This window comes from Streptomyces sp. NPDC006372 (genome assembly GCF_040612515.1).
Classification (GTDB): domain Bacteria; phylum Actinomycetota; class Actinomycetes; order Streptomycetales; family Streptomycetaceae; genus Streptomyces.
Window position 1 is genome coordinate 86346 of sequence record NZ_JBEXQJ010000023.1, and the last position, 25377, is coordinate 111722.

Here is a 25377-nt window from a genome sequence, read left to right on the forward strand (position 1 = left end):
GCGCCCCGGTCCTACGGCTACCTCTGCTTGATCCGCAGGAACGTCACGGAGTTCGCCGGGAAGGTGTAGGTGAACTTCCCGGCCACGCCCCGGAAGGTCGACGTCACCGGTGTCACCGGTGTGTCCGTCTCGGTGTTCACGGCGTCCTCGTCGGCGGCCAGCGTGGTCACGCGAGCCGTGGAGGCGACCTTCGCGCCGCCCAGGTCGACGGCCGTACGGGCCTCGGCGGACTGGGCGTTGACGACCTTGACGATCAGGTCGCCGGTCTTGGCGTCCTCGGTGACGACCTGGCGGAACGGCTCGGCCGGCTTGTCGTCGGAGAAGCTGCCCCACTCCTTGCCGTCGAGGTAGAGAGTGACCTGACGGCCGCGGACCTTGATGTCGATGTCGTAGGCACGGCCCGTCTCGATCGACCCGGCCTTCGTCATCAGCGTGCCCTTGCCGCCGTCCACGGCCTGCTCGATCGCGGACTGGGTGTTGTTCCAGCCGCCCAGGTTCCACCAGTAGTAGTTGCCGGTGTCCTTGACGCCGAAGGCGACGAGGAAGCCCTCCTTGCCGGACTTCTTGGTGGCCTTCACATGCAGGTCGTAGTCCTTCCAGGCCGGGTCGCCCGCCGTGACCATGGTGTTCTCGGCGGCGGTGTCGGTCTGGACGTACTGGCCGTCCTGGATGCTCCAGCTGCCGGCGCCGGTGTGCTTCCACTTCGAGGCGTCACCGGAGAAGTCGTCGCCGAGCAGGGTCGAGCCGTCCGCGGAGGTGACCTTGACGTCGTCGTACGCGGCGCTGGTCGCCCACGTGGACAGGCCGACGGCACCGGTGATCGGGCCGCTGACGTTCGGCGTGGTGGTGGCCTTCGAGGGAACCACGCGGTCGCCGACGTTGTTCATGAAGAGCTTCTGGACCTCGTAGTTGGCGGAGTTCCAGGAGGCCCGGTTGTTGAACCAGACCAGGTCCGGCCGCCACTGGACGTAGTCCTCGTTGGCGAACAGCGGGGCGTACGAGGCGAGCTTGACGACGTCCGCGTTGCGCTCCAGGCCGGTCATGTAGGCGGCTTCGGAGAGGCCGTTCTTCCAGGCGTTGCCCTGGGAGGCGTACTCACCGAGGAAGACCTTGGGGCCGTTCCTGTCGTAGGAGTCGTAGCGGTCGTTGTTCTGCAGGAACCAGTTCGGGCTGTTGTAGTAGTGCTCGTCGACCATGTCGACCTTGGCGTCGCGGTTGAGCTGCCAGGCGGTGTCGAAGGTCGAGCCGGCGTCGTCCGGGCCCGAGTTGGAGATGACGGTGATGTCCGGGTACTTCGTCTCGATGGCGGCCCGGAACTGCTGGAAGCGGGCGAAGAACTCCTTGGGGAGGTTCTCCTCGTTGCCGACCTCGATGTGGGTCAGATGGAAGGGCTTGGGGTGGCCCATCCGTGCGCGGACCTTGCCCCACGTGGAGGTCGCCGGGCCGTTGGCGAACTCTATGAGGTCCAGGGTGTCCTGGATGTGCCGCTTGAGCAGCGCCTCGTTGTCGACGGCCTTGTTCTGGCCGCAGCCGGTCACCAGGGCGGGGACGACGGGCAGCGGCATGGCACCGATGTCCTCGGAGAGGCGGAAGTACTCGTAGTAGCCGAGCCCGTAGCTCTGGTTGTAGCCCCAGAAGTTCGCGTTGGTGGCGCGCTCCTCGACCGGGCCCACGGTGTCCTTCCACTGGTAGCTGCGCTTGCGCTGCCAGCCGCTCGCCTCGCTGTAGTCCTCCATGGAGCCGGTGTTGACCAGGCAGCCACCGGGGAAGCGCACGAAGCCCGGCTTCAGGGCGGCGATCTTCTCCGCGAGGTCCTTGCGCAGGCCGTTCGGCTGGTTCTTGTAGGTGTCGCGCGGGAACAGCGACACCATGTCGAGCGCGGCGGCGTTCGTGGCGGCCACGGCGAGGCGGCCGCGGTTGCTGGTGCGGGTGGCGGTGAAGGTGGCCTTGTACTTGGCCCAGCCGCCCTTCACGGCGACCTGACGGGCGGTCGCCAGCGTGCCTGCCGAGTCCTTCAGCGAGACGGTGAGCGTGCTGCCGCTCTCGGCGCGGGCCCACACGGAGAAGTCGTACCGCTTGCCCTGCTCGACCCGGATGCCGGTGTTGTAGCCGGCGTTCGTGACGGACGAACCGGCGCCCAGGGAGAGGTAGTTGCGGTTGCGCTCGTTGAGCCGGCCGGAGTCGCCGACGACCTGGGCCGTGCCGCCGACCGTCCAGGAGGTCAGGGGCGTGTAGGAGCCGTTGTCGGCGGTGGAGTACTCAAAGGAACGGTTCTGCACGAGCTCGGCGTACAGACCGCCGTCGGCGGCCCGGTTGATGTCCTCGAAGAAGACGCCGTACATCGTGTCGTCGATCTTCGCGCCCTGGGCGGACGACGGGTCGACGGTGATCGCGTAGTCGGTGACGTCCTCGGCGTGCGCGGGGGCCGGTACGAGGGCTGCTGCCGTCAGGAGGGCGGTGGTCGTGAGACCGATTCTCCATCGGGTGCGGGCGGTGCGTGGCATGGATACTCCGCGGCTCTCTGGTAGAGGAGTGTTCGAAATATCAGACGTTGGTCAGCACTTCGAACGGCAAGATAGGGAGGGGGATCAAGCGCGTCAATGGGTCGCGCAGCAACGGCCCGGACGGAGAGCGGGACGGAATGGGCGAGTTCTGGCCAGTGCCGGACGTGCTGGCGTATCTGGCCGGACACTGGCGGGTGACGCGGACGGTGCGGGATCTCGCGAGTGGCGAGGAAGGGCGGTTCTCCGGAGGCACCGACTTCGGCTCACTGCGCGACGGCGGACTGCTGCACCACGAGTCCGGCACCTTCGTCTGGCAGGGCGTCGCCCGGCCCGCCGAGCGGACGTTGCGGTTCCTGCCGTGTCCCGGCGGCACGGCCGAGGTGCGGTTCGCGGACGGGCGGCCCTTCCACGACCTGGACCTGACGTCCGGCCGGCACGTCGCCGACCACCCCTGCGCGGCGGACCTCTACCGCGGCGAGTTCACCGTCCGCGACGCGGACCACTGGCGGACGGTGTGGCGTGTGCGTGGCCCGACCAAGGACCTGGTGCTGCGTACCGACTACGTGCGCGAAGGCTGAGCGGACACCCCGTCGAGGCGCAGGTTCCAGCGCCCCGCGCGGCCCGTCACGGCGGTCGTCGACAGCGGACGGACGTCGATGTTCCAGTACGTCGAGGGCGGCGCTTTCAGCGCGTACACCAGGGCGGCGCGGATCACGGACGGCTCGGCCACCGCCACCAGCCGGCAGCCGTCCTCGACGGGCCTGGTGTCGAGCCAGCCGCCGACGCGGGTGATGAAGTCCACCAGCGACTCCCCGCCGTGCGGCGTGGCACGGGGGTCGGCGAGCCAGCTGTCCACGGCCTCCGGCTCCCGGGCCATCGCCTCGCCCAGGGTCAGCCCCCGCCACCGGCCCATGTCACAGTCGCGCAGCCCGAGTTGCACGAGTGGCGCGTATCCGAGCCCCTCCCCCGTCGCCCGGCTGCGGGGTGTCGGTGAGCAGTACCGCAGCTCGGCGGCGGCGAGCGGCAGCAGCTCGTGGGCGACGCGCTCCACCTCGCCCCAGCCGGCCTGGTCCAGCGGCCGGTCGTCCTCGAAACGTTCGGCGAGCAGCGGGGAGCTGCGCGCGGCGGCGACGAACGTGACCCTCAGTGGCATGCGGGGATGGTGCGTCCCGCAAGTGCGCAGGTCAAGAGGTGTTACCTGGGAGTTACCCAGGGTGTGCCGGCCCTCACTGGCCGAAGACGAGCGCCATCCAGTGCTCGGGGACCTCCAGCCCCGCGAACCCGACCTTCTCGTAGACGCCGTGCGCGTCGTGCGTGGCGAGCAGGATCCGGCGCACCCCGTACCGCCGCAGGTCGTCCCGTACGGCACCCCCGAGCGCGCTTCCGACGCCCTTGCCGCGCACCGAGGGGTCGACGTACACGTCGCACAGCCAGCCGAAGGTCGCCCGGTCCGTGATGACCCGGGCGTAGGCCACCTGCTCTCCCGAAGCGGAGTCGAACACCCCGAAGTTGAGCGACCCCTCGATGGCCCGGTCCTGCTTCTCGCGGGTACGGCCCAGCGCCCAGTACGCGTCGGTGGACAGCCAGTGGTGCACACGCGCGGCGTCGATACGGGCGGGGTCGGTGGAGAGTTCGTAGCCCGCGGGCAGGCTCGGCGTGTCGGTCATGACGGGGATACTCGCAGGCCGCCCGGCCACGGGTCGAACGCTTATCCCAGCACCTCGTCGCAGGCCGTACGCAGCCGCCGCACCCCCTCCGCGATCTCCCCCGCGCCGGCGACGGCGGCGAAGCTCAGCCGGATGTGCGCGGCCGGCGGCTCGGCGCTGAAGTAGGGGCGGCCGGGGGTGATCGCGACGCCGGCCCGCAGGGCGGCCGCCACCAGACCCGACTCGTCCATGCCGTCGGGCAGCCGAGGCCACAGGTGGTAGCCGCCGGACGGGACGTGCGGCAGGGGCAGTTCCGGAAGGTGCAGGGCGAGCGCTCCGGTCATCGCGTCCCGGCGCGCCTTCAACTCCGCGGAGACGGCCCGCAGATGGCGTGGCCAGGCGGCCGAGCCGACGAGTTCGAGGGCGGCCTCCTGAAGGGGCCGGGGCACGAAGAAGGTGTCGACGACCTGGATCGCGCGCAGCCGTTCCAGGACCGGGCCGCGCGCCGCCAGGGCGCTCACCCGGAAGCTCGGCGAGGTCGCCTTGGTCAGCGAGCAGACGTGCACGACGACACCGTCGGGGTCGTCGGCGGCCAGCGGGCGCGGCAGCGGCCCCGCGTCCTCGTGCACGAGCCGCCGCACGAAGTCGTCCTCGACGACGAACGCGCCCGCCTCACGGGCGATGCGCAGTACCTCGTGGCGCCGCTCGGGCGCGAGCACGGCACCGGTGGGGTTCTGGAAGAGCGGCTGGCAGACGAAGGCCGGGGCGCCGCTGGCCCGGAACGCGTCGGCGAGCAGCGCGGGTCTCACACCGTCCGCGTCCACCGGCACGGGCACCGGACGCAGGCCCGCGGCACGGGCGATGGCGAGCATGCCGGGGTAGGTCGGCGACTCGACGAGGACGGGAGCCCCGGGCGGGGCGAGGGCGCGCAGGGCGGTGGTGAGCGCGGACTGGCCGCCCGCGGTGACCAGCACCTCGGCGGCCGTGAAGGACCCGCCGATGCCCCGCGCGAACCACTCGCGCAGTTCCGGCAGGCCCTCCATGGGCGGGCGCCCCCATGCTCCGGGGCGGCGTCCCGCGCGGGACAGGGCGGCCGCCATCGCCCGCTCCGGCTGCAGCGACGGGTGCAGGTAGCCGCCGTTGAACTCGATCACGCCGGGCGGCGGGGCGGCCAGCGAGACCAGCACGCCGGAGGCGTCGACCGAGCGCGGTACGAGGTCGGCGGCACCGTCGGCGCTGAGCGCGACCTCCTGCCAGGAGGTGTCCCCGGCGGGTGCCGGTGCCGTCCGGGTTCGTGCCCGGAAGGCGCCCGCGCCGGGCCGGGTGACCACCAGTCCTTCGGCGGCGAGCCGGGCCAGTGCCCGCGACACGGTCACCGGGCTCACCCGGAACCGCTCGACGAGGGCCCGACTCGACGGGAGCTTTCCACCAGGAGAGTAGCGGTCGAGCTCCCCTCGCAGCTGTTCCACCAGTTCACCGACGCTGCTACGCTCTTGCATGAGAGCACAGAGTAGCGCTACTGCCGCGCCACGGATAGCAGTCGCCACTGCCCCGGACCGTCCCGGCCTCGGCACCCTCCAGGCCGCCCTCGGCGTCGTCGCCTTCTCCCTCACGTTCCCCGCCACCGCCTGGGGACTGGAGGGATTCGGGCCCTGGTCGCTGGTCGCCGTGCGCAGTGTGCTGGCCGCGGTGATCGCGGGCGGCTGTCTGCTCGCCGTGGGGGTCCCCCTGCCGGCCCGCCGCCACTGGCCGGGGCTCGCGGTCGTCGGGGCCGGTGTCGTGCTCGGTTTCCCGCTGCTGACCACCCTGGCGCTGCAGACCTCGACCACCGCGCACGCCGCCGTGGTGGTCGGACTGCTGCCCCTCACCACCGCGGTCTTCTCCGCCCTGCGGGTCGGCACCCGCCCGTCGCGCACCTTCTGGATCGCGGCGCTCGCCGGCGCTGCGGCGGTGCTGGCCTTCACCGTGCAGCAGAGCGGCGGCGCCCTGAGCACGGCCGACCTGTACCTCTTCGCGGCGTTGCTGGTGTGCGCGGCCGGCTACACCGAGGGCGGCCGGCTGGCCCGGGTCATGCCGGGCTGGCAGGTCATCGGCTGGGCGCTGGTGCTGTGCGTGCCGCTGACGGTGCCCGTCGCCGCACTGGCACTGGCGCAGGAGCCCGTGCGGCTCACCGCGCACAGCGTCATCGGGCTGCTGTGGGTCGCGGCGGGCTCGCAGTTCCTCGGTCTCGTCGTCTGGTACCGGGGCATGGCGGCGATCGGCATCCCGAAGGCCAGCCAGTTGCAGCTCGCCCAGCCCCTCCTCACACTGGTGTGGTCGGTGCTGCTGCTGGGCGAGCACCTGACGGTGGCCGCCCCACTGACGGCCGCGGCGGTGCTGGTCTGCATCGCCGTCACCCAGCGGGCGCGCGGCTGAGCGAGGCGGCGCACGGCCCCTGCCGACCCGCGTCCCCCGCCGTAGACTCGTGGCCACGGACCGCTCCGCACCTCGTGACCAGCCCAGGAGGAGGCCCCAGATGCGCGCAACCGTGGGCGACCAGCTTGTCCAGCACGGCAGGGTGGTCGGTCAGCACGACAAGGTCGGCGAGATCGTCGAAGTGCTGGGCCAGGAGGGCAACCCCCCGTACCGCGTCCGCTTCGAGGACGGGCACGAGGGCGTCTGCTCACCGGGGCCCGACACCGAGATCCGGCACCGGGAGACCACCACCGGGCCGTGACTCAGCGCGGCGGCAGCGCCGGCTGCCCGTAGTGGTCGGCGACCACTCGTGCCATGGCCCCGATCCGATCGGCCGCCAGGTCCTTGGCGGCGAAGAAGACGTGCCCGCGCACCTGTGCGTACCGCCCGGCCAGCGTCAGGTGCCGGGACAGCTCGGCCGGATCCTGCCAGGCCGCGGGCTGCGCCGGGTCGCCCGCCTTGTACAGCGCCTCGCCGACGTAGAGCTGCGTCGAGCTGCCGCGCGCGACCTCCGCCCACCACGGCACGAGTTTCGCGTAGTCGGCGGCGGCGAAGCCGATGTTCCAGTACAGCTGCGGGACGATGTAGTCGATCCAGCTCTCGCGCACCCACTTGCGGGTGTCCGCGTGCAGGTCGTCGTACGTCTGCACACCCGCCCGGGTGTCCGAGCCGTGCGACGGATCGGTGGCGGCGTTGCGCCACACGCCGAAGGGGCTGATGCCGAAGCGGACGCCGGGCCGGATCTGCTTGACGCGGTCCGCCGTCTCCCGCACCAGCTTGTCGATGTTGTCCCGCCGCCAGGCGGCCCGGTTCGGGAAGCCGGCGCCGTGCTCGCGGTAGGCCGTGTCGTCGTCGAAGGTCTGGCCCGCCACCGGGTACGGGTAGAAGTAGTCGTCGAAGTGGACGCCGTCCAAGGGGTACTTGGCCACCGCGTCGAGCATGGCGTTCTGCACGAAGGTACGGACTTCGGGCAGTCCCGGGTTGTAGTAGAGCTTCCCGCCGTAGGTGACGACCCAGTCGGGGTTCCTGCGGGCGGGGTGGCCGGCGGCGAGCCGGCCCGGGTCGGCGTGGGTGGCGACCCGGTACGGGTTGAACCAGGCGTGCAGCTTCAGGCCGCGGGCGTGGGCCTGCTCGACGGCCGTGCCCAGCGGGTCCCAGCCGGGGTCCTTGCCCTGAGTTCCGGTGAGGTACTGCGACCACGGCTCGTAAGGGGAGGGCCACAGGGCGTCCGCCGTCGGCCTGACCTGGAAGATCACCGTGTTGAGCCGGTCGTGGACCGCTCTGTCGAGGTGGGTGATCAGCTCGGCGCGCTGCTGCGTAGCGGTCAGCCCCGACCTCGACGGCCAGTCGCGGTTGGCCACGGTGGCCAGCCACACGCCCCGCATGCCCGAGGCGGCCCGGCCGCCCCCCTTGCCGTTTCCCTTACCGTTTTCCTTGGGCGCGGCCGACGCCGGAGGCACCATCGTGAAAGCCGACAGCGCCGCCACCGCGAACGCCCTGCGTGACACTCGTCCCATCCGCATGCCCCAGAAAGCCGCGGATCCGCCCGGTCGCGGATCGCTCCGGAGTCAGCATGCCCGACGCGGACCCGCCCCCCTCGATCGATCATCGATACTTGGGAGTAACGTGCACGAACGGAGCAGGCACCGGAACCCCGGGTCCCTGCCCGGAAGTGGATCAGCAGCGAAAGGGACGATGTGACGGACATCCCAGCGGGAGACATTGCACGCGTCGGAGTCGTGGGCTGCGGTCAGATGGGCGCGGGGATCGCCGAGGTGTGCGCCCGGGCCGGTCTGGACGTCATGGTCGCCGAGACCACCGGCGAGGCCCTGGAGATCGGCCGGACCCGGCTGTTCAGCTCCCTGGCCAAGGCCGCGGAGCGCGGCAAGATCACCGAGGAGGAGCACGAGGCCACCCAGGCCCGGCTGAACTTCACCACGGACCTCGGCGAGTTCGCCGACCGTGACCTCGTGATCGAGGCCGTCGTCGAGAACGAGCAGGTCAAGACGGAGATCTTCCAGGTGCTCGACCAGGTCGTGACCCGGCCCGACGCCATCCTGGCCTCCAACACCTCCTCCATCCCGCTGGTGAAGCTGGCGGTGGCGACCTCCCGCCCCGACCAGGTCATCGGCATCCACTTCTTCAACCCGGCGCCGGTGCAGAACCTCGTCGAGCTGATCCCGGCGCTCACCACGTCCGAGGGCACCCTCAGCCGCGCCCAGCTGTTCACCGAGAAGGTGCTGGGCAAGCACGCGATCCGCGCCCAGGACCGCTCCGGCTTCGTGGTGAACGCGCTGCTGATCCCCTACCTGCTCTCCGCGATCCGCATGTTCGAGACGGGCATCGCCAGCCGCGAGGACATCGACAACGGCATGGAGATGGGCTGCGCCCACCCGATGGGCCCGCTGAAGCTCTCCGACCTCATCGGCCTGGACACGGTCGCCTCGGTCGCCCAGTCGATGTACGAGGAGTACAAGGAGCCCCTGTACGCCGCTCCCCCGCTCCTTCAGCGGATGGTCGACGCGGGCCGGCTGGGCCGCAAGACGGGCTCGGGTTTCTACGCGTACTGAGGCTCCGGGGCACGCGTCGACGCCGCCGTTCCTCCGGCCACGGCCGGACCCGGCGGCGTCCCCGTTCCCGCGCCTGCTCGTTGAAACGGCTCCTCGTCCCGGATACCCCGAAGGCCGATTACGGACGGTCAGATTTCGGCCAACCAGCGGGCCCGGCACCGGAATTGGTGCCGGGCCCGTGGCATTCACACACCGTGTGCGCTCCGGGCTCGCATATGCCCCTCGCACACGCTTACCAGGCGCCCACCAGGCGGGTTGACTCCTCTGCGCACACCAGGGATGTGAAACGACTACGGAAAGGAGCGGACTTGTGACCGCCGATCCCGAGCATCCCGTCGTTCATGGAGAACTCGCAGAGTTACGACGCCGCCTCGATGTGGCGTACGCCCGCGTCGAGGGCGGACTGGCTCTGCTCAGCCATCGCACCGAGGAGACCGCCAAGGAGATCGAGGAGCTCAACACCCGTATCCACACGCTCGAACACGCGCGCTGGCCGCTGCCCGCGGTTGCCGCTCTCACCGCCGTGGGTGCCCTCGTCATGGCGATCTGGCAGGCATTCGGACGCTAGGGCCTGTCCGGCAGACCCCGGGTCACGTCGATTCAGGGCAACGTGTCCTGTCCGAGCCTGAGATGGTGCAGCAGAAGTAACGCGGCCGCCATGTTGGCGGCCGGGACCTCCCCGCGGGCGACCATGTCGGGGACGAGTTTGAGAGGCACCCATTCCCGGCGGTCCGACTCGAAGTCGTCCACGGGGTGCCCGACGTACTCGCCCTCGCCGGCCCAGTACACGTGGTGCCGGGCGTCGGTGAGCCCGTTGGACGGCTCCACGCTCATGAGGTGGTGCAGGGGTCCCGGCCGCCAGCCGGTCTCCTCCTCCAGTTCCCTGGCGGCCGCACGGGCGACGTCCTCACCGTCCTCGACGACGCCCGCCGCGAGTTCCCACCCCCAACTGTCCGTGATGAAACGGTGCCGCCACAGCAGCAGCACCTCGTTGGCCTCGTTGACCACCGTGGCCACGGCAACGGGCCGCAGCCGTATGAGGAAGTGGTCGAGATGCCGGCCGTCCGGCAGTTCGACATCCGCGAGATTGACGCTGAACCAGCGGTTTGAGTACACAGCTTGTTCGTTGTGTTTCGTCCACTGCACGGTTCTGCCACCTTCCGTCGAGTAAGTGGCAATATCGCAGCAGGGACGGACGGACAGCAGGCGCACAGGAAGCGGCTCGGGATCAGGCGGGCGCCGCTGCCCGGATCTACAACGGTACGCGGAGTGCTCCGTCGATGAGTTCGGCGGCCTCGGCCGTGCCCGCGCTCCCGCTGCGCACCAGGTGCTCGCGGACCGCGCGCAGCCGGTCGCGCAGCCGCTGCGACTCCATGCCGCGGGCCTGCTCGGCCATCTGCACCGCGATGGCCACCGCCTTGTCGGCGTTGCCCTGCCGCAGTTCGATGGTGCTGAGCATGGCCAGCCGGTGCACCCGGCCGCGGTCGTGCGCCGGGTTGTCGACGGCGGCGGCGGCGTGCTCCCCGGCGGCCGCGATCTCCCCCAGGCTGAGCAGCGCCTCCGCCACCTGGACGTTGACCAGCCCCGGCTGGACGTATCCGGTCTCGTCGGGCTCGTGACCGCGCCGGATCCGCTCCGCCGCCTGCTCGGCCCGCCGGATGCAGGACAGGGCGCTGGAGCCGTCGCCGAGGTGCGCGTACGCCTTGGCCTGCATCGCGTACAGGTCGGAGGCGAGCGCGGGCGTGATGTGCTTGCCGGCGGCCCGCAGCGCGGCCTCAGCGAAGGCGACGGACTGGCGGTACTCCCGCATGAACAGCGACTGGTTGACGAGCAGCGCGATCACATACGCGCCCAGCCCCCGGTCCCCACTGGCCTTCGCGAGCCGCAGGGCCTGGTGGAAGTAACGCTGGGCGAGGCCGTGCGCGTCGGAGTCGTAGGCACAGATCCCGGCGACGGCCACCAGACCGCCGGTGGCGCGGTGCAGTTGACGCCCCGTCTCGTCGGTGTAGCTGCCGCGCAGCAGCGGAGCGGCCTCGGCGTTGAGGAACCCGACGATCCGGGCCCGTGTCGCGATGCCCCCGGCCTTTCGGTACATCTGCTCGTAGTGCGTCCGGGCGGACCGCAGCATCTCCAGGTCGCCCGCGGTGACCCGGTGTCTGCCGCCGCGCGAGACGTCCACGTCCTCGGGCGGGTTCTCCCACTCCCACACCGGCATGACGGCCGGCGTGCCGGTGAGCGCGGGCGCGCCCAGTATGTGCGGGCGCTGCTGCTGGTCGGAGCGCCACAGAGCGGTGGCCCGCTCGACGAAGCCGGACAGCGAGCCGGTGTGCGGGGCGGCGGGCTCGCCGGGCACCCCGAGTCCGATGTCGTCGAGGGTGACCTGCCGCTGCAGCCGGGCGGCGAGCACCTCGCAGATCAGGTCGGGCACCTGGCCGCGGGGGCGCTGCCCCTTCAGCCATCGGGCGACGGCGGTGTGTTCGTATCGGAGGGACAGGCCGCGTGCCCGTCCCGCCTGGTTGACGTGTGCGGCCAGCCCCGCGTGCGAGATCCCGGCCTCGTCCAGGATCGCGTCGAGCAGAGTGTTGGGCTGCATGTGGGCCCCCCGGTGGCTCGGTGCGGCCAGATTAGTGGTTCCGTCTTCACACGGGGTGTGAACGGAGTGCCCGAATCCGCGCTGTGCGCGCACTGTCGCTCAGAGTCGTCGGCCGGTTGACTGAAAGGCCTCGAAAGAGGCCGGCCGGGCCGCCGGCTCCCCCTCGTACAGTGCGGCGGCCCGCACCCGCCGTCCGCCCAGCTGCCTGCCCGACACTCCGTGGCGGGGCGGACGGCATCGCCGGCCGGGCCGGGCCTGTCATCGCCGTGGTGCCAGAGGTGCATTGCCGACTGCGGGTCCGTCGTGGCTGGTCGCGCAGTTCCCCGCGCCCCTGAGGGACGTGCGTCGGTCGTTCGTGAGGACCAGCAGGGCGATGTCGTCCGGCGGTGTGCCCCGGGTGTGGTGCAGAAGAGCGGTGGAAATCCTGCCGATGACACTCTGCGAGGAGAGGGGCCCGTCCCCTGCGACGCTCTTCAGCACGGCCGGCAGCGGAAAGAACCGGCCACGGGCGTCGCGCGCGTCCTGCGCACCGTCCGTGTGAAGGAAGAGCGCGTCGCCGTGCTCCAGGTACCCCAGGTCTACGGTGGGCAGTTCGGCCGGCAGGGGGAACAGGCCGAGGGGTGGGTGCGGGTCCGCCGGCGCGAGTTGGTGCACGCTCGACTCGCCCAACCGATAGGGCCACGGATGCCCGCAGTTGAGGGCGAGCAGCTCGCCGTCGGGCCGGATCTCCACAAGCAGCAGGGTGACGAACTCCTCGGCGGCGCTCGCGGGATGCTCCTGTCGCAGATGCCGGGCCAGGGCACGGTCCAGCCGGCGCAGCACCCCGCCGAGATCCTCCTCGTCGTGCGCGGCCTCACGGAAACACCCGAGCACGGCTGCGACCGTCCCGAACGCCCCGATCCCGTGCCCGCGTACGTCGCCCATCACGGCCCGCACACCGTGCTCGGTGGCCACGACCTCGTACAGGTCCCCACCCATCGCCGCGCCGCGCTCGGCCGACACCTGCGCCGCCGCCACATCCAGCCCGTCGATCCGCGAGGGCAACGGCCGCAGCAGCGCGTTCTGCGCGGCACCCGCCACCCTGCGCAACTGCCGCAGCTCGCGCATCAGCGACTGCCGCACATGGAGGATCAGCCCGGTTCCGACGACGAAGAACACGGCACTCGAGACGATCCGCGCCACGAGGTCGGTCTCCTGGGCGAGCGGACAGGTCAGCTTGTACGTGACGGCCGCCGCGCCCCACACCACGGGCAGACCCAGACTACGCACCCGACCCCTGATGCGGATCATGCCGATGGCCCCCCAATAGGCCCTTACAGCACAGACGGACCGGCCCCGAGAGGCCGGTCCGATTCTGTCCACAGCACACCCTGAACGGGAGGCTCGCTCACCATTACCACTCAAATGAGTGAGCGAGGCCGACTGTCAGGGCGCGGGGAACTGCGCGACACGCCACGACGAACCCGCAGCCGACACCGTCGCGCAGCCCCCACGACGCTAACTCCGCAACTCGGCGCCCACGCGCTCTCCCGCAAGGGCGACCGCCGCATCCCGAGCCGCGGAAGCCTCATCCACGGTCAGCGTCCGGTCAGAGGCCCGGAACCGCAGCGCGTACGCCAGCGACTTCCGGCCCTCGCCCAACTGCTCGACGTTCTCGTAGACATCGAACAGCCGGATCGACTCCAGCAGTTCCCCGGCCCCGTCACGCAGGGCCGCCTCGACCTCCACCGCCGGAACGCCCGCGTCGACGACCAGGGCGACATCCTGCGTGGCCACGGGGAACGTGGAGATGCGCGGCGCCCGCACGGTCGCGTCGCCGGCCGACTCCACCGCGTCCAGGTCGATCTCCATCGCGCAGGTACGCGCCGGCAGGCCCAGGGCCTTCACGACCCGCGGGTGCAGCTCACCGGCATGGCCCACGACGCGCTCGGCACCGTCGACGGTGATCGCCAGCTCGGCGCACCGCCCCGGGTGCCACGGCCCGTACTGCCCGCCCCGGATGACCAGTTCCGCACCGGCCTCACGGGCCACCGCCCGGGCCGCCTCCACCGCGTCGGCCCAGTCGGCCGGACGGCCCTTGCCCCACCAGCCGGCCTGCTCGCGCGCGCCGGCGAGGACGACCGCGGCGTGCCGCGGCTGCTCGGGCAGCGCCGCGTTCAGCTCGGCGAGTTCCTCGTCGGTCGGGCGGCGGTCGACGGGGAGCACGGCGGCGATCCGCTGCTCCTCGCGCGGCCGGAAGACCAGGCCGGTCTCGAACAGCGCGAGGTCGTGCGAGCCCCGGCCGTCGTTGCGCCTCAGGGCACCCAGCAGACCAGGCAGCAGCGAGGTGCGCAGCGCCGGTTCCTCGTCGCTCAGCGGGTTGCTGAGCTTGACGACACGACGGACCGGGTCGTCCACCTCGAGGCCGAGCTGGTCGAAGACCTGCTCACCGATGAACGGGTAGTTCAGCGCCTCGACGTACCCCGCACCGGCCAGGGCGCGGCCGACGCGGCGGTGCAGCCGCTGCCGGTCCGTCAGGCCGAGGCCGGCCGGCGGCTTGGGCAGCGTGGAGGGCAGGTTCTCGTAGCCCTCCAGGCGGATGATTTCTTCGGCGAGGTCGTTCGGGTCGGTGAGGTCGGGCCGCCAGGACGGGACGGTGACGATCAGCTCGTCCTGCCCGTAGACGTCGCAGCCGATCTCCTGGAGCCGCCGGACGACGGTCTCGCGGCCGTAGGCGACGCCCGCGACCTTGTCCGGGTGGTCCGCCGGGATGGTGATGGTGCGCGGCGCGGACGGCGCGATGACCTCGGTGACGCCGGCCTCGGCGGTGCCGCCCGCGAGCAGCACCAGCAGGTCGACGGTGCGCTGCGCGGCGGCAGCGGCGGCCTGCGGGTCGACGCCGCGCTCGAAGCGCCGGGACGCCTCGGAGGACAGCTTGTGGCGGCGGGCCGTGCGCGCGATGGAGAGCGCGTCGAAGTGCGCGGCCTCGATGACGACGTCGGCCGTGGCGTTCTCGGTGTCGTCGTGGTCGGCGATCTCGGTGTTGGCGCCGCCCATGACGCCGGCGAGGCCGATCGGGCCGCGGTCGTCGGTGATCACCAGGTCCTCGGCGTCCAGCGTGCGCTCCACGCCGTCGAGGGTGGTGAGCTTCTCGCCCTGCTCGGCCCGGCGCACGCCGATCGTGCCCTGGACCAGGCCGCGGTCGTAGGCGTGCAGGGGCTGGCCGAGCTCCATCATCACGTAGTTGGTGACGTCGACGGCGAGCGAGATCGGGCGCATGCCGACCTTCTGCAGGCGTCGCTGGAGCCAGATCGGGGAGCGGGCCTCGGCGCTCAGGCCGGTCACGGTGCGGGCGGTGAAGCGGTCGCAGCCGGTGGGGTCCGAGATCTGCACCGAGTAGCCGTAGGCGTTCGGTGCGGGCACGTCGATCAGCGCCGGGTCGCGCAGCGGCAGGCCGTAGGCGGTGGCGGTCTCGCGGGCGACGCCGCGCATCGACAGGCAGTAGCCGCGGTCGGGCGTGACGGCGATGTCGAGGACCTCGTCGACCAGCTCCAGCAGCTCGACGGCGTCCTTGCCGATCTCGGTCTCCGGGGGCAGCACGATGATGCCCTTGGTGCCGTCGTCGCCCATGTTCAGCTCGTCGCTGGAGCAGATCATGCCGCGGGACATCCGGCCGTAGGTCTTGCGCTCGGCGATCTGGAAGTCGCCGGGCAGGACGGCGCCGGGCAGGGCCACGACGACCTTGTCGCCGACGGCGAAGTTGCGGGCGCCGCAGATGATCTCCTGCGGCTCGCCCGTGCCGTTGGCCTGGCCGACGTCGACGGTGCAGAAGCGGATCGGCTTCTTGAAGTCGGTCAGCTCCTCGATCGTCGCCACCTGGCCCACGACCAGGGGGCCCTTGAGGTCGGCGCCGAGGTGCTCGACGGTCTCGACCTCGAGCCCGGCCGAGACGAGCTTCTCCTGGACGTCGCGGCCGGATTCCGTCGCCGGCAGGTCGACGTACTCCCGCAGCCAAGAAAGCGGGACCCGCATCAGATCTCCATCCCGAACGGCCGGGTGAACCGGACGTCACCCTCGACCATGTCTCGCATGTCCTCGACGTTGTGGCGGAACATCAGCATCCGCTCGATACCGAACCCGAAGGCGAACCCGCTGTACTTCTCGGGGTCGACGCCGCAGGCCGTGAGCACCCGCGGGTTGACCATGCCGCAGCCGCCGAGCTCGATCCAGCCCTCGGACGAGCAGGTGCGGCAGGGACGGTCGGGGTTGCCGACGGACTCGCCCTTGCAGACGTAGCAGAGCATGTCCATCTCGGCGCTCGGCTCGGTGAAGGGGAAGTAGTGAGGCCGCAGCCTGGTCTTCATGTCCGCGCCGAACAGGGCCTGGACCATGTGGTCGAGGGTGCCCTTGAGGTCGGCCATCGTCAGGCCCTCGTCCACCGCGAGCAGCTCGATCTGGTGGAAGACGGGCGTGTGCGTGGCGTCCAGCTCGTCGGTGCGGAACACCCGGCCGGGGCAGACGATGTAGACCGGCAGCTCACGGTCGAGCAGCGCACGGGCCTGCACCGGGGAGGTGTGGGTGCGCAGGACGACGCCGGAGCCGGACTCGTCGGTGCCCTCGGGGCCCTGGACGAAGAAGGTGTCCTGCATCTGCCGGGCCGGGTGGTCGGGCAGGAAGTTCAGGGCGTCGAAGTTGAACCACTCCGCCTCGGCCTCCGGCCCTTCGGCGATCTCGTAGCCCATGGCCACGAAGACGTCCGCGACCCGCTCCATCATCGTGGTCAGCGGGTGCCGGGCGCCGGCCGGTACGCGGTCGTGGGGCAGCGTGACGTCCACGGCCTCCTCGACCAGTACGCGGGCGTCGCGCTCGGCCTCGAGTTCGGTCTGGCGGGCGGCGAGTCCCTTGTTCACGGCGCCGCGGGCCTGGCCGACGCGCTTGCCCGCGTCCGCCTTGGCGTGCGGCGGCAGGGCGCCGATCTCGCGGTTGGCGAGGGCCAGCGGGGAGGCGGGGCCGGTGTGGGCGACCTTGGCCTCGTGGAGCGCGTCGAGGGAGTCCGCGGCGGCGAAGGCGGCGAGCGCCTCGTCCCGCATGCGCTCGATCTCTTCCGGTTTCAGTGCCTCGACCTCGACAGGGTCGTACGACTTATTGGGTGCCGACATCTCTTCCCGTGCTTCCGATTGGCTGGCTGATGGTCCCCGTCACCCACTCCGCGACTCTCGCGAGGGCCGTGTGAAGGACACAGAGGTGCCAATGGCCGAGTCTAACGGGGTGGAGATGGACGAATGCGCCCGCGGGCGGCTCAGGCGAGATAGGCCGGAGCGCTCACGGGCAACGTAAATCGGAACTCGGCGCCGGCGCCGGGGGCGCGGCCGACCTCGATGGTGCCGCCGTGGGCCTCCACGATGCCTTTCACGATGTAGAGCCCGAGGCCCGTGCCGCCGCGTTTGCTGCCCCGCCAGAAGCGGGTGAAGACGCGGTTCATGGACTCCTCCGGGATGCCGGGCCCCTCGTCGCTCACCGTGACCGACGTGGCTGCGTTCTCGGCGTGCTCGCCGTCGCGGGGGGACGCCGTGGCCGTGACGTCGATCGTGACAGTTCCCTCGCCGTGCCGCACGGCATTTTCCAGGAGGTTGCTGAGCACCTGGTCGATCTTGTCGGGGTCGGCCCACAGGTCGGGCAGCGGCTGCTGGACGCGCAGCAGGAACCGGTCGGCGGGCTGCCCGGCGGCGACGTAGGCCTGGATGTGCCGTCCGACGGCGGCGCCGATGTCGACGGGCTGGCGCCGCACCTCCAGCCGGCCGGAGTCGATCCGTGAGATGTCGAGCAGTTCGGCGATGAGCCGGGTGACGCGGTCGGCGTCGGCGTCGACGGTCTCCAGCATCAGCCGTTTCTGGTCGTCGGTGAAGCGTTCCCACTTGGCGAGCAGCGTGGCGGTGAAGCCCTTGACCGAGGTGAGCGGGGAGCGCAGTTCGTGGGCGACGGTGGCGATCAGCTCGGCGTGGCTGCGCTCGGTGCGGCGCCGGGCCTCGGTGTCGCGCAGGGTGACGACGAGGCGGCGGACGGGCCCGGTGGGCCGGGTGCGGACGTAGCGCGCGGAGACCAGCACCTCACGACCGCCCGGCAGCAGCAGGTTGCGCTCGGGCTGCCCGACGCGGATGGCGAGGCCGCCGTACGGGTCGGTCAGCTGCCACCAGCGGCGCCCTTCCAGATCCTCTAACGGCAGGGCCTTCTCCAGCCGCTGCCCGAGGGCGTCCCGGGCGCGGACGGCGGTGATGCGCTCGGCGGCGGCGTTGAAACAGATGACACGGCCCTGTTCGTCGGCGACGACGAGCCCGTCGGGCAACTGGTCGGGGTCGATGCCGAGGTCGGCGAGATCACCGGGCGGCCGGGACGCGGCGGGCGGGCTCCCGGCGTCCTGGGCCCCCGGGCCGCTGCTCGTGCCGACACTCATCCCCGTACCCCACCTCTCAGGCTCCGCAGAGGGTCCCTGAGCTGGTCACCTTACTAGTTCCCGGTGACGGAGCGGCACCCTCCGGGGGCGCGCTGTGCACGCGCCGACGCATAGAGACATACGGCGGCGGCGGTGGCGAGGTTCAGGCTCTCGGCCTTCCCGTGGATCGGGACGCGTACGACGGCGTCGGTGAGGGCGCGGGTCTCCTCGGGCAGGCCCCAGGCCTCGTTGCCGAAGACCCAGGCGGTGGGACCGCCCATGGTGCCCTTGTCGAGCTCGTCGTCGAGGTCGCGGTCGCCCGCCCCGTCGGCGGCGAGGACGCGGACGCCGGCGGCCCGCAGCCCCTCGACCGCCTGCTCCACGGGCACGCCGACGGCGACGGGCAGGTGGAACAGGGAGCCGACGGAGGCCCGGACGGCCTTGGGGTTGTACACGTCGACGGAGGCGTCGGTCAGCACCACGGCCTCGGCGCCGGCCGCGTCGGCGCAGCGCAGCACGGTCCCGGCGTTGCCGGGGTCACGCACGTTCGCGAGCAGCGCGACGAGCCGGGGACGAGCCGCGAGGACCTCCTCGAACGGCGTGTCCAGGAACCGGCAGACCCCGACCAGTCCCTGGGGCGTGACGGTGGTGGAGATGTCGGCGACGATCTGCTCGGAGGCGATGTGCACCCGGGCACCGGCGTCCCGGGCGGCCCCCACGATGTCGGCGTACCGCTCGGCCGCCTCCAGCGTGGCGAACAGTTCCACGAGCGTGGCCGATCCCCCGGCCCGGTGCTCCGCGGCTTCCCGCACCGCCTGCGGTCCCTCGGCGAGGAACAACCGCTCCTTCCCCCGGAAGTTCCGCTTGGCCAGCCGCCGCGCGGCCAGGACGCGGGAGGAGCGGGGGGAGATGAGCTCGGGGGTGGGCATGCCATTCACCTTGTCACTAACTCGGACACAGCAGGACCCGCAGGCCGATCGGCCTGCGGGTCCTTCCGTCACGTCGGCTCAGTACCGGCGCGGCGTCACGCAGCCTTCGGCGCGTTGACGTCGCTCGGCAGCGCCTTCTGGGCGACCTCGACGAGCGCGGCGAAGGCGCCGGCGTCGTTGACGGCCAGCTCAGCCAGGATCTTGCGGTCGACCTCGATGTTCGCGGCCTTCAGACCCTGGATGAAGCGGTTGTAGGTCATGCCGTTGGCGCGGGCAGCGGCGTTGATGCGCTGGATCCACAGCTGGCGGAAGTCACCCTTGCGCTTCTTGCGGTCGTTGTAGTTGTAGACCAGCGAGTGGGTGACCTGCTCCTTGGCCTTGCGGTACAGGCGCGAACGCTGACCGCGGTAGCCGGAGGCCTGCTCGAGGATCGCCCGGCGCTTCTTGTGGGCGTTGACTGCCCGCTTGACGCGTGCCACTTCTTAACTCCTTGTAGCGGGGCCGCGGTGGTACTCACACGGCCCGAAATCGATTGGGTCCCGGTCCTGACGTGCGGCGCTCACGCGCCGGGCGTCACTTGCCGAGAAGCTTCTTGATCTTCTTGGCGTCGCCCGGGGCCATCTCGGCGTTGCCGGTGAGGCGACGCGTCACACGGGACGACTTGTGCTCGAGCAGGTGGCGCTTGCCGGCGCGCTCACGGAGCACCTTGCCGGAGCCGGTGACCTTGAAGCGCTTGCTGGACCCGCTGTGCGACTTGTTCTTCGGCATAGCGCCGTACTCTCCTCGTCGGTGGCGCTCCGGTGCCCGGTCGTGAAACCGGGCACGGTGGAGCGTCGTCTTGTTTCGGTTGCTTCCTGGGACTCGCGTCCCCAGGGGTCACGCCTCGGCGGGCTCCTCGGCCGGCGCCTCGACGTCAGCGTCGGCTTCCGCGGCGTTCTGCGAGCGGCCGGGGTTGGCCTTCGCCTCCGCCTTGCGGGCCTCCTGCGCCTGGCGAGCCTCGGCCATCGCCTCGGTCTTCTTCTTGTGCGGACCGAGAACCATGATCATGTTCCGGCCGTCCTGCTTCGGGTTCGACTCCACGAAACCGAGGTCCTGGACGTCCTCCGCGAGACGCTGCAGCAGTCGGTAGCCCAACTCGGGCCGGGACTGCTCGCGACCACGGAACATGATCGTGATCTTGACCTTGTCGCCCTGCTTGAGGAACCGGACGACGTGACCCTTCTTGGTGTCATAGTCGTGCGGGTCGATCTTCGGCCGGAGCTTCATCTCCTTGATGACCGTGTGCGCCTGGTTCTTGCGCGCCTCACGGGCCTTCATGGCCGACTCGTACTTGAACTTCCCGTAGTCCATGAGCTTGCACACGGGCGGACGGGCGTTCGCCGCGACCTCGACCAGGTCCAGGTCGTACTCCTGCGCAAGCTCCAGTGCCTTGGCCAGCGGGACGATGCCCACCTGCTCGCCACTGGGACCGACAAGTCGCACCTCGGGAACGCGAATCCGGTCGTTGATGCGGGGCTCGGCGCTGATGGATCCTCCTCGGTAGCACCACGCGACGGTCTGGCGGACGGCCGCGTAACGTCTCTATTCGTTAGACCTAACCGCGCCGAAGCAGAAAAAATGCCCCGGACGATCCCAGGCGGGGCTCCTCGAACTACCGGAGCACCGCCGCGGGGTGCCGCGGGGCGCGCTTTCGGACGGATCACCGCCGCTGGGACGGGACCGTCTGACCGGTGACCCGACGCCCTGAGGGCGGTCAGGTGGGAGTTCGAAAGCCTCCACTTGTGGGTCGGGCTCGCGGGCCGCTAGGCATACGGGTCCGACCGGTCGTTACACGAGATTACCAGCAAAGGCCAGGAACGGCTAATTCAGACGCCTCGGGGGCCGGTACGGCGCGCGCCCCCGCTGCGCCTATCGTGTGGGGCATGAGTGAGACCCCTCCTGAGTCCCCCGACTTCGACGCCATGGCCCGTGACATCGCCGAGGTCCCGGCGGTCGAGGTGATCGTGACGGTCGCCGTCAACCTGATGAGCGCCGCCGCCGTGAAGCTCGGTCTGACCGAGGAGGGCGACAAGCACAAGGACCTCGACGAGGCCCGCAAGCTGGTGCACGCGCTCGCCGGCCTGCTGGACGCGACCGCGACGGAGATCAGCTCGTTCCACGCGGCGCCGCTGCGCGACGGCCTGAAGTCGCTCCAGCTGGCGTTCCGCGAGGCCTCGCTCGTCCCGGACGAGCCGGGCAAGGGGCCGGGCGAGAAGTACACCGGCCCCGTCTACGGCTAGTTCCCGCCCCTAGTTCCCGCCGCGGCGGGTTTCCGCGTCAGCGTTCGTACAAGGGCTCGCCCGGTGGCGTCGCCCCGGCCGGCAGCAGTGCCAGGTCGAGGCCGCGCACCAGGCGGGCCCTCAGTGTCTCGTCGGCGGCGAGCCGCCGGGCGACGGCCTGCGCGGCCTCGGCGGGGGCCGCGGACGGGTCCAGTACCAGGGCGAGGGTGCCGTCGGCCTGTCCCGGCCCGAGGTGGGCACGCAGGACGGCGGGCTCGGCGGCCACGGCGGCGCGTACGGCCTCGGCGACGGCCGGGTCGGCGAGCGGGTCGGTGCTCGAACGGCCCTCCGCGAGGGCGAGCAGTGCGGGCCCGGTCAGTTCGAAGGGCACGGGCCCGGCCAGATCGAGCACGACCGTGTCCGCCTTCTCGTGCGCCGCCGCCTGGAGCGCCTGGTGCAGCGGTACGGCGACGGGGCGGGCCGCCGGGTCCCAGCGGGCGAGGGAGTCGGTGGAGGTGAAGGCCGGGAGGGCGGTGCGGTCTCCGGCCTTCAGGGTCGGTACGGCCATGTCGCTGGTCTTCTCGCGGCGCAGTCCCCGCTCGTCCTCCTCGATCTCGCCGAGCACGGCCACGACGGGGACCAGCAGCCGGGCGCCCTTGAGGGCCTCCAGGACCGGCCCCACGGCGCCGCGGTCCTCGGACCAGGCGGCGAGTGCCGCGGTCAGCCGGGGGTCGGCGGAGCCGTCGTCGTCGGAGAAGCCGGGGTCGGGGATGTTCTTGTTCGCCACGGTCGTCGACCCTATCGGCCGGGTACCGGCGGGTCGGCAGCGGTTCCGGTGGACCGCTGCCTAGTAGTCGTCGCGGCTCGTGCGGCGGCCGCGCCAGAGGACCACGGCCGCGACCAGCAGGACGCCGCCCGCGCCGCCCGCGAGGGGGGCGGCCCAGTCGGCGGTGTCGTCGCCGGACGCGGCCGCGTCCGGCCCGCCGCCGAAGTACTTCTCGTCGAACGCCGCCGAGTGCAGGGCCTCCGGCCTGATCCGGTCGGCGGCCTTGATGGCGGCGGCCGGGTCGACGAAGCCGAAGCCCCGGGAGTCGTCGCGGCCGCCGGCGGGGGCGTTGCGGGCGGTGTCCTCGAGAAGCTTCTTGACCTGGGCCGGGGTCAGATCGGGGTGGGCCGCCTTGACCAGGGCGGCGGCGCCGGAGACGAAGGCGGCGGCGGCGCTGGTGCCCCAGCCCTCGTAGTACTTCTGGTCGGGATCGGCGATGACGACGTCGTCTCCCGGGGCGCTCACGGTGGCGTACCAGCGGCGGGTGGAGAAGGTGGCGCGGGTTCCGGAGCGGTCGACGGCGGTGGCGGCGATGACGCCCGGGTAGGCGGCCGGGTAGGAGATGTGGTCGCCCTTCTCGCCGCCGTTGCCGGCGGAGGCGACGACGACCACGCCCTTCTTCAGGGCGTACTGGATGGCCTGGTCCTCGGTGGGTTCGGGGTGCGCGGAGGCCGAGTCGTCGCCGAGGGAGAGGTTGATGACGTCGGCTCCGTGGTCGGTGGCCCAGCGGATGCCGTCGGCGAGGGCGTTGCCACGGGTGCTGCGGGCCTTGGCGCGGGCGGAGTCGCCGTCCTCCAGGATCACGCGGACGGGGAGGATCTTCGCTTCGGGGGCGATGCCGATGACGCCGTCGGCGTTGCCCGGACCGTGTCCGTGGCCGGCGATGATGCCGGCCATGGCGGTGCCGTGCCGGGCCCAGGCGCGGTCGCCGCGTTCGGCCCCGAAGCCGACCAGGTCCTTGCCGGTGAGGACGTTGCCGATCAGGTCGGGGTGGTCGGCCTCGACGCCGGTGTCCAGGACGGCGACGGTGACGCCGTCGCCCTTCGTGGTCTGCCAGGCCTCCTGGGTGTGCATGGCCTCCAGGGCCCACTGCTGGGCGCGGATGCCGTCGGCGTGGGCGGTGGTGGCCGGGAGGACGACGAGGCCGGCGGCGAGCAGCAGGCTCAGCGCCGCGGACCGGCCGGTCCCGGCGGCTTTCCCGGACGGCTTCCTGCGGGCTTTCCCAGCCGGCTTCCTGGTGGCTTTCACGACGGCTGCTCCGAGGCCGAGCGGACGTTCTTGCGCAGGCCGCGTTCGACCCGGTCGGCGAGGCCCTGTGCCTCGTTTCCGAGGCCGGCCTGGGCCGGGGCGGTGGTGGCCCCGGACTGCATGGCGTCCTCGGCGGGCTGCGGGTCGTCGACACTGCGGCCGTCGGCCCAGCCGGAGACGGCGTAGACGACGACCGGGGCCTCGGTCAGCACGGAGACGGTCCAGGAGGCGCGCTGCTCTGCCCCGAAGCGGGCGGCGGGCGTGTCTTTGGCGGCGTACGGCAGGGGCATCAGGTCGCTGCGGCGGTCCAGGCGCTCCTTGCGGAAACGGTTCGCGAGGGAGGTCATGCCCGGGGCGTCGGCCGTGGTGAAGAGCAGGCCGACGGTGGTGACGTAGCTCTGGGTGGCGTCGGTGTAGGTGGCGCGCAGGAGCCGCTCGCAGCCGACCGGGGCCAGGGCCTTGCGCAGCAGGGGGTCGAAGGCGCCCTTGCAGCCGCTGTCCGGGGCGACGGCGATACGGGTCCAGGTGCGGTCGGCTCCGCCGGGGCCGGCGCCCTGTCCCTCCACGGTGGGCGGGAAGAGCTGGTCGACCGGGACGTTGTGCCACAGGCTCCCGGCCACGGCGAAGGTGCTGCGCGTGCCCTCCTCGCCGGAGTCCCCGACGAGCCAGCTCCCGGTGACCGCGCCCGAGATGAGTCCCAGTCCGAGCACGAGGCAGACGGCGGCCGCGGCGGCCTGCGAGGCGCCGCGCCGCCCGAGCGGCCGGGGCTGTCCGTCGCCGTCGTACCCCTCGGGCGCTCCGAACGACACGACGGGCCGCGACAGGGGGGCGCTCCAGGAGAGGGACGGGTCAGGGGGCACGGGGGTGGGCGAGGGCGACGTGTGCCGGTGGGTGGGCGTGGCGGGGGCGGGACGCCCGGTGGGCGCGGACGGCATGCGCATCCCGCGCCCGGTGGTGGCTCGGGTGTCGCCACCGGGTCCGACGCCGGCGCGCACGCCCGTGCCCGGCTGCGTTTCGTATGAGGGGGGCGCCGAGGCACCGGATCGCGTGGCACCGGCACGGTCTGCCGAGGCGGTGGCGGAGCCCGGAGCACCGGAGCGGCCGAGGGCGTCGCGCGTCTCGGTCGTCGGCCCGGCGGCCCGCTCGGCGGGGGCGGGGTCGGCGGGAACGGGGCGCAGGCGTGTGGTCGTCTCCGACGCGTCCTGCGACGGCGCGCCGGTACGGCGTGGTGGGCCGAGGCGGCCGGCCGGCCGGTTCGCCGTCTCCGACGAGGTCCCGCGCGGAGCGTCCGGGCCGTCCGACCGTCCGGAGGGCCGCGGGGGCACGTCAGGCGCCGTGGACCGCCCCTCGGCCCCGGGCCGGGTCACGCCGCCGACGCTGGGCGGCGCGTCCGGGAATCGCGCGGAGGCGCGGGGCGGGGGCGGGGTCCTGGGCTCGGTGCGCCGGGGTGCCGTGGGGGTGCCGGACTCGGTGCGCTCGGGGCTGGTGGGCCCGGCGGCGGGGCCGATGCCCGGGAACCGGGCGGTCCGGCTCGCGCCGCCGACGGAGCCGGAGGACGCCGGACCGGCCGTGCGGGAGTGCCGGTCCGCCCCACTGACCGAACCGGAGGTGTCCGGACCGGCCGTGCGAGGGTGCCTGCCCGGCGTGCCGGTCGAACCGGAGAACCCACGACCCGCCGTGCGGGCCTGCCCGTCCGAGCCGGAGGACGCCGGAGCCGCCGTGCGGGCCTGTCCGTTCGGGGTGGTGGCCGGGCCGGAGGTGTCCTCGGCCGGTGTCGAGGCACCGGCGCCGGAGCGGGCGCGGTCGTCCGTGGTCGGGGTCGCATTGTCCGCGTGGGGTTCGGAAGGCCCGCGTGGGGTGTCCGGCCGGTCCGCCGCGGTGTCTTCCGGTGCGGTCGGTGGGTGTGAGGGGCGTGGCGGGGCGCTGGGGCGAGGGGGGAA

24 protein-coding genes are annotated in these 25377 nt (G+C 72.0%); 6 read left to right on the forward strand and 18 right to left on the reverse strand.

All coding sequences use genetic code 11. The annotated features are described in order from the left end of the window. Window positions 1-17: 17 nt before the first annotated feature. A complete protein-coding gene (locus tag ABZ016_RS28530; RefSeq protein WP_356919556.1) occupies window positions 18-2504 on the reverse strand; it encodes an alpha-L-arabinofuranosidase C-terminal domain-containing protein in 2487 nt (828 codons plus the stop codon). 137 nt (window positions 2505-2641) lie between these two features. Between ABZ016_RS28530 and ABZ016_RS28535 the strand changes: the two genes are divergently transcribed. After that, a complete protein-coding gene (locus ABZ016_RS28535) occupies window positions 2642-3082 on the forward strand; it encodes a DUF6314 family protein (protein ID WP_356919557.1) in 441 nt (146 codons plus the stop codon). Here the strand turns inward: ABZ016_RS28535 and ABZ016_RS28540 are convergent. The 3 genes from ABZ016_RS28540 to ABZ016_RS28550 form a co-directional block, all read right to left on the reverse strand. Further along, on the reverse strand, window positions 3064-3657 hold the full coding sequence (locus ABZ016_RS28540) for a histidine phosphatase family protein (RefSeq protein WP_356919558.1): 594 nt from the start codon (window positions 3655-3657) through the stop codon (window positions 3064-3066). The genes ABZ016_RS28535 and ABZ016_RS28540 overlap by 19 nt on opposite strands. A 73-nt stretch (window positions 3658-3730) precedes the next feature. After that, the gene (locus tag ABZ016_RS28545; RefSeq protein WP_356919559.1) at window positions 3731-4171 is read right to left on the reverse strand and encodes a GNAT family N-acetyltransferase; all 441 of its coding nucleotides are present in this window, start codon (window positions 4169-4171) and stop codon (window positions 3731-3733) included. Between the two features lie 41 nt (window positions 4172-4212). Beyond that, on the reverse strand, window positions 4213-5649 hold the full coding sequence (locus tag ABZ016_RS28550) for a PLP-dependent aminotransferase family protein (protein ID WP_356919560.1): 1437 nt from the start codon (window positions 5647-5649) through the stop codon (window positions 4213-4215). Here ABZ016_RS28550 and ABZ016_RS28555 point away from each other — a divergent pair. Together ABZ016_RS28555 and ABZ016_RS28560 are read left to right on the forward strand one after the other, a co-directional pair. Next, window positions 5648-6565: a DMT family transporter gene (locus ABZ016_RS28555; protein WP_356919561.1), complete on the forward strand. Its 918-nt coding sequence runs from the start codon at window positions 5648-5650 to the stop codon at window positions 6563-6565. The two genes, ABZ016_RS28550 and ABZ016_RS28555, sit on opposite strands and share 2 nt — an antisense overlap. 100 nt (window positions 6566-6665) lie before the next feature. Beyond that, entirely contained in the window at window positions 6666-6866 is a 201-nt protein-coding gene (locus ABZ016_RS28560) for a DUF1918 domain-containing protein (RefSeq protein WP_010045242.1), read from the forward strand. A gap of 1 nt (window position 6867) precedes the next feature. Here the strand turns inward: ABZ016_RS28560 and ABZ016_RS28565 are convergent, their stop codons facing one another. Next, a complete protein-coding gene (locus tag ABZ016_RS28565) occupies window positions 6868-8127 on the reverse strand; it encodes a family 10 glycosylhydrolase (RefSeq protein WP_356919562.1) in 1260 nt (419 codons plus the stop codon). A gap of 174 nt (window positions 8128-8301) precedes the next feature. Here ABZ016_RS28565 and ABZ016_RS28570 point away from each other — a divergent pair, with 174 nt between their 5' ends. Next, window positions 8302-9174, forward strand: coding sequence for a 3-hydroxybutyryl-CoA dehydrogenase (locus ABZ016_RS28570; RefSeq protein WP_356919563.1), 873 nt, complete (start codon window positions 8302-8304; stop codon window positions 9172-9174). A gap of 310 nt (window positions 9175-9484) precedes the next feature. Next, window positions 9485-9742, forward strand: a complete 258-nt coding sequence (locus ABZ016_RS28575) for a hypothetical protein (protein WP_345664543.1) — start codon at window positions 9485-9487, stop codon at window positions 9740-9742. Window positions 9743-9774: 32 nt separating this feature from the next. Here the strand turns inward: ABZ016_RS28575 and ABZ016_RS28580 are convergent, their stop codons facing one another. The 10 genes from ABZ016_RS28580 to infC all read right to left on the reverse strand — a co-directional run bounded on the left by ABZ016_RS28580 (window position 9775) and on the right by infC (window position 20632). Continuing rightward, a complete protein-coding gene (locus ABZ016_RS28580) occupies window positions 9775-10320 on the reverse strand; it encodes an NUDIX hydrolase (protein WP_356919564.1) in 546 nt (181 codons plus the stop codon). A 106-nt stretch (window positions 10321-10426) separates the two neighbouring features. Next, window positions 10427-11767: a transcriptional regulator gene (locus ABZ016_RS28585; RefSeq protein WP_356919565.1), complete on the reverse strand. Its 1341-nt coding sequence runs from the start codon at window positions 11765-11767 to the stop codon at window positions 10427-10429. 258 nt (window positions 11768-12025) lie between these two features. Continuing rightward, window positions 12026-13057 (reverse strand): PP2C family protein-serine/threonine phosphatase, encoded by a 1032-nt coding sequence (locus ABZ016_RS28590; RefSeq protein WP_356919566.1) that lies wholly within the window; start codon window positions 13055-13057, stop codon window positions 12026-12028. Between the two features lie 207 nt (window positions 13058-13264). Further along, window positions 13265-15778: a phenylalanine--tRNA ligase subunit beta gene (gene pheT / locus ABZ016_RS28595; protein WP_356919567.1), complete on the reverse strand. Its 2514-nt coding sequence runs from the start codon at window positions 15776-15778 to the stop codon at window positions 13265-13267. Beyond that, window positions 15778-16905: a phenylalanine--tRNA ligase subunit alpha gene (pheS, locus tag ABZ016_RS28600; protein ID WP_356919568.1), complete on the reverse strand. Its 1128-nt coding sequence runs from the start codon at window positions 16903-16905 to the stop codon at window positions 15778-15780. Before pheS ends, pheT begins: the two co-directional genes overlap by 1 nt. A gap of 140 nt (window positions 16906-17045) precedes the next feature. Beyond that, on the reverse strand, window positions 17046-18197 hold the full coding sequence (locus ABZ016_RS28605) for an ATP-binding protein (protein ID WP_356919569.1): 1152 nt from the start codon (window positions 18195-18197) through the stop codon (window positions 17046-17048). Between the two features lie 53 nt (window positions 18198-18250). Then, complete coding sequence (locus tag ABZ016_RS28610; RefSeq protein ID WP_356919570.1) at window positions 18251-19105, reverse strand: RNA methyltransferase; 855 nt, start codon at window positions 19103-19105, stop codon at window positions 18251-18253. A gap of 95 nt (window positions 19106-19200) precedes the next feature. Next, window positions 19201-19584, reverse strand: coding sequence for a 50S ribosomal protein L20 (gene rplT / locus ABZ016_RS28615; RefSeq protein ID WP_010045263.1), 384 nt, complete (start codon window positions 19582-19584; stop codon window positions 19201-19203). Between the two features lie 94 nt (window positions 19585-19678). Then, window positions 19679-19873 (reverse strand): 50S ribosomal protein L35, encoded by a 195-nt coding sequence (rpmI, locus tag ABZ016_RS28620; protein ID WP_003989075.1) that lies wholly within the window; start codon window positions 19871-19873, stop codon window positions 19679-19681. 108 nt (window positions 19874-19981) lie between these two features. Then, window positions 19982-20632, reverse strand: a complete 651-nt coding sequence (infC, locus tag ABZ016_RS28625; protein ID WP_215124526.1) for a translation initiation factor IF-3 — start codon at window positions 20630-20632, stop codon at window positions 19982-19984. Window positions 20633-21027: 395 nt separating this feature from the next. Between infC and ABZ016_RS28630 the strand changes: the two genes are divergently transcribed. Continuing rightward, a complete protein-coding gene (locus ABZ016_RS28630; RefSeq protein WP_345664550.1) occupies window positions 21028-21384 on the forward strand; it encodes a DUF1844 domain-containing protein in 357 nt (118 codons plus the stop codon). A gap of 37 nt (window positions 21385-21421) precedes the next feature. Here the strand turns inward: ABZ016_RS28630 and ABZ016_RS28635 are convergent, their stop codons facing one another. The 3 genes from ABZ016_RS28635 to ABZ016_RS28645 form a co-directional block, all read right to left on the reverse strand. Beyond that, a complete protein-coding gene (locus ABZ016_RS28635; protein ID WP_356919571.1) occupies window positions 21422-22150 on the reverse strand; it encodes an SseB family protein in 729 nt (242 codons plus the stop codon). Window positions 22151-22210: 60 nt separating this feature from the next. Next, window positions 22211-23356, reverse strand: coding sequence for a type VII secretion-associated serine protease mycosin (mycP, locus tag ABZ016_RS28640; RefSeq protein ID WP_356919610.1), 1146 nt, complete (start codon window positions 23354-23356; stop codon window positions 22211-22213). A 77-nt stretch (window positions 23357-23433) separates the two neighbouring features. Continuing rightward, window positions 23434-24246: a hypothetical protein gene (locus tag ABZ016_RS28645; RefSeq protein WP_356919611.1), complete on the reverse strand. Its 813-nt coding sequence runs from the start codon at window positions 24244-24246 to the stop codon at window positions 23434-23436. Window positions 24247-25377: the final 1131 nt, after the last annotated feature.